At 73.4% G+C, this 3557-nt stretch carries 2 protein-coding genes and 2 pseudogenes; all 4 read right to left on the reverse strand.

All coding sequences use genetic code 11. From position 1 onward, the window contains the following. Positions 1-74 precede the first annotated feature (74 nt). A pseudogene (locus tag AB0H81_RS44255) lies at positions 75-1445 on the reverse strand (acyl-CoA carboxylase subunit beta); the annotation flags it as partial. Beyond that, entirely contained in the window at positions 1442-2074 is a 633-nt protein-coding gene (locus AB0H81_RS44260; RefSeq protein WP_358388374.1) for a TetR/AcrR family transcriptional regulator, read from the reverse strand. The pseudogene AB0H81_RS44255 and the gene AB0H81_RS44260, both read right to left, overlap by 4 nt. A 50-nt stretch (positions 2075-2124) precedes the next feature. Beyond that, complete coding sequence (locus AB0H81_RS44265; RefSeq protein WP_358388377.1) at positions 2125-2394, reverse strand: hypothetical protein; 270 nt, start codon at positions 2392-2394, stop codon at positions 2125-2127. A 56-nt stretch (positions 2395-2450) separates the two neighbouring features. Beyond that, a pseudogene (locus AB0H81_RS44270) lies at positions 2451-3557 on the reverse strand (hypothetical protein); the annotation flags it as partial.

The following is a 3557-nucleotide window of genomic DNA, read 5'->3' on the forward strand; positions in this document are numbered from 1 at the left end:
CGCGCCGGATGCCCTTACCCACCCCCCCCGGCCGGCCCGGGGGCGTCGCCTGCGTCGCGGCCCCGGCGCGCGGGCCCCGCGCCCGCCGCGCGGCCGACGATCGACAGCACCCCGGCGAGCTGCGCCGGTCCCATGACCGCGGACTTGGCGCCGGGCCAGGCGAACAGGAACCTCGGGTCGTAGGCCCGGCCGCACATGCCGTAGTTGCCCGCCCCGTACGAGGCGCCCATGACCACGGTCAGGTGGGGCACGGTCGAGTTGGACACGGCGTTGATCATCATCGCGCCGTGCTTGATGATGCCGCGCTGCTCGTACTCCTTGCCGACCATGTAGCCGGTGGTGTTCTGCAGGAACAGCAGCGGGGTGCGCGTCTGGTTCGCGAGCTGGATGAACTGGGCCGCCTTCTGCGACTCCTCGCTGAACAGCACGCCCCGCGCGTTGGCCAGGACGCCGAGCGGGTAGCCGTGCAGCCGCGCCCACCCGGTGACCAGCGACGAGCCGTACAGCGGCTTGAACTCGTCGAACTCGCTGCCGTCCACGATCCGGGCGATCACCTCGCGCGGATCGAACGGCACGCGCAGGTCGTCCGGCACGACGCCGAGCAACTCCTCGGCGGGATAGGCCGGCTCGCGGACCGGGAGCGGCCGGGCGCCGAGCTTGCGCCAGCCGAGCGAGCGGACGATCCGCCGCCCGAGGCGCAGCGCGTCGTGCTCGTCGGCGGCGAGGTGGTCGGCCAGGCCGCTGACGCGCGCGTGCATCTCGGCGCCGCCGAGGGATTCGTCGTCGGACTCCTCGCCGGTCGCCATCTTCACCAGCGGCGGACCGCCGAGGAACACCTTCGCCCGGTCGCGGACCATCACCACGTGGTCGCTCAGCCCGGGCACGTAGGCGCCGCCGGCGGTCGAGTTGCCGAAGACCAGCGCGATCGTCGGGATCCCGGCCGCCGACAGCCGCGTCAGGTCGCGGAAGACCTGACCGCCCGGGATGAAGATCTCCTTCTGCGTCGGCAGGTCCGCGCCGCCGCTCTCCACGAGGTTGACGAATGGCAGGCGGTTCTTGAGGGCGATGTCGGAGGCGCGCAGGGTCTTGCGGAGCGTCCACGGGTTGGAGGCGCCGCCCCGTACCGTGGGATCGCTGGCGCAGACCACGCACTCGACGCCCTCGATCACCCCGATCCCCGTCACGACGCTCGCGCCGACGTGGAAGTCGCTGCCCCAGGCGGCCAGCGGCGACAGCTCCAGGAACGGGGAGTCGGGGTCGAGCAGCAGCTCGACGCGTTCCCGGGCGAGCAGCTTGCCCCGCGCCCGGTGCCGCTCGCGGTACTTCTCGCCGCCGCCCGCCACCGCCTTGGCCTGCTCGGCGTCCAGCTCGGCCACCTTGGCCAGCATCGCCTCGCGCCGCCGCGCGTACTCGGGGTCGCCGGGGTCGAGCCGGCTCGCGATCATGTGTCCTCCGCGGAAGTCGACGCCGGTGTCAACCCGATGGCCCGGGCCCACAGCCGGGTCAGCAGGTCCACGGCCGCGCGCTCGTCGGCGGGCTCGCCGAGGTCGAGCCAGACGCGGGCGAAGTGCTCGACCATGCCGCCCAGCATGATCGCGGTGAGCCGCGGGTCGAGCGCCGGGTCGGCCAGGCCCTGCTCCTGGAGGCGGCGCAGCCCGTCGGCGCCGCGCCGCACGAACACCTCGCGCAGCTCCAGCAGCAGCTCGCGCAGGCCCTCCTCGCCCGCGGCGGCCTGCTCCAGCATGCGCACCAGTCGCGAGTTGGCCGCCCAGGCGCGCAGGTAGAGCCGGTTGGCGGCCTCGATCCGCGCGTACGGGTCGCCGGGCGCCGCCGGGCCCACCACGCTGGCGGCGAACATCTCACCCACCACCGCGCCGGCCACCTCGCGGAACAACGCCTCCTTGGAGGCGAAGTACGTGTAGAAGGTGCCGTGCGAGACCCCGGCCCTGGCGCACACGTCGTCGACCCGCACGGCCTCGTACCCGTGCTCGTCGAACGCCTCCCTGCCGGCCCGCACCAACGCCTCCCGGGTGCGCCTGCCCCGGGCCGTCAGCGCGTCCGACCTGACGATCACGTCAACAGCGTAGCCCCGCCTCCCCCCGAGGGGAAGGCGGGGCTACGCGGTCACACGTAGTGCAGGTCGTTCATGTTGTTGCTGGGGTTGTACGTGCAGTAATAGTCGTTCCACGGTTCGCCGTTCTCCATGTACAGCTCCGCGACGAGGAAGGCCTTGCAGCTGCTGAAGCTCTGGGCGAACTCGCTGCCCGGGCGGGCGTGCGTGGGGAGGTTGCAGTCGTTGCCATCGTTTCCTCCAGACGGGACGGGCGAGCCGGCGTACATCCCCCGGATCGGGGGCGGCGGACAGAGGGGAACGGAGAGAACGCGGGCCTGCACAACGGAAGGCGCCCCACCGGGAGACCGGCAGGGCGCCTCGGGGAACGGTCAGGAGGTCAGCTGCAGTGGCTCCAGCCGGACTTCCAGGTCTGGGTCTTCCAGGTGCCGCCCCAGATCACGCACTGCTTCTTCGCGCTCAGGCGCACCGGGCCCGCGTAGGCGGTGAAGCTGCCCGGGTTCGAGCCGCTGGAGCCGCCCTTCACCTGGAGGACGGCGTTCATCGCGACCTTGCCCGGATAGACGTACTTCGACATGGTCACCACGCAGTTCTTGCCCGCGCCCGAGCTGTAGAGCAGGAAGATCGTGGCGTCGCCGCCGAGCGCGTGGCTGTCGATCACCTTGTAGCCCGGCCCGCACGCCTGGGCCGCCGTGTACGGGTTCGGCTTGAGCGGGGTGGCGCTGGGCTTGGCCGTGGGCTTCGCGGTGGTCGGCTTGACCGTGGGCTTCGCGGTGGGCTTGGCGGTCGGCTTCGCCGTGGACTGCGCCGGAGGCTGGGCGGGCTGGTCGTCGCCCTGCGTGCCCGTGGGCGCCGTGGCCGGGTCCACCATGTTGTCCGGGTGCTTCCTGGTCCTGGTCGGCTTGGTGGTGGGGTCCGGCGCGGAGGTCTTCTCCTGGTGCTTCGGCGGGGCCACCGTGGCCGGGATCTGGGCCTGGGTGGGGATCGGCTGGAGAGGGCTCGGCTCCTTCTGCGCCGCCGCCGTCTTCGTCGGGTCGGGCTCCTCCAGGTCCGGCGTGGGGACTGTGCCGGTCGTCGGGAGGCCCGTCTCGGGGGTGGCCTCCATGGACGGCGGCTCCAGGGGCTGTCCGCCGCCCGAGCCGTCGGTGGGGCTCGCCTGGGAGCGGTTGCCCACGGCGACGACCTCGGTGGGCTTGTCCGTGCCGGTCTGCACGATGACCGCGCCGGCCACGACGAGCAGGGCCGCCGCGGCGGCGCCGGACAGGGCGAAGGTGAGGGTGCGGCGTTGCTTGGCGGCCTGCTCGGGCTGGCCCTGCCGGCCGCCGGGACCGTTGGCGCCGTGGGGCCCGCCGGGGACGCCCGGTCGGCCCCGGCCAGGGCCGCCGTGGCCGGCCACCTGGGTGTTGTGAACGTGGGCGCCGGCCACCTGGGTGCTGTGGACGTTCGCGGGCCCGCCGTGAGCGCCGGCCGCGCCGCCGTGGCCGCC

Source organism: Nonomuraea sp. NPDC050691 (assembly GCF_040654455.1).
GTDB lineage: Bacteria > Actinomycetota > Actinomycetes > Streptosporangiales > Streptosporangiaceae > Nonomuraea.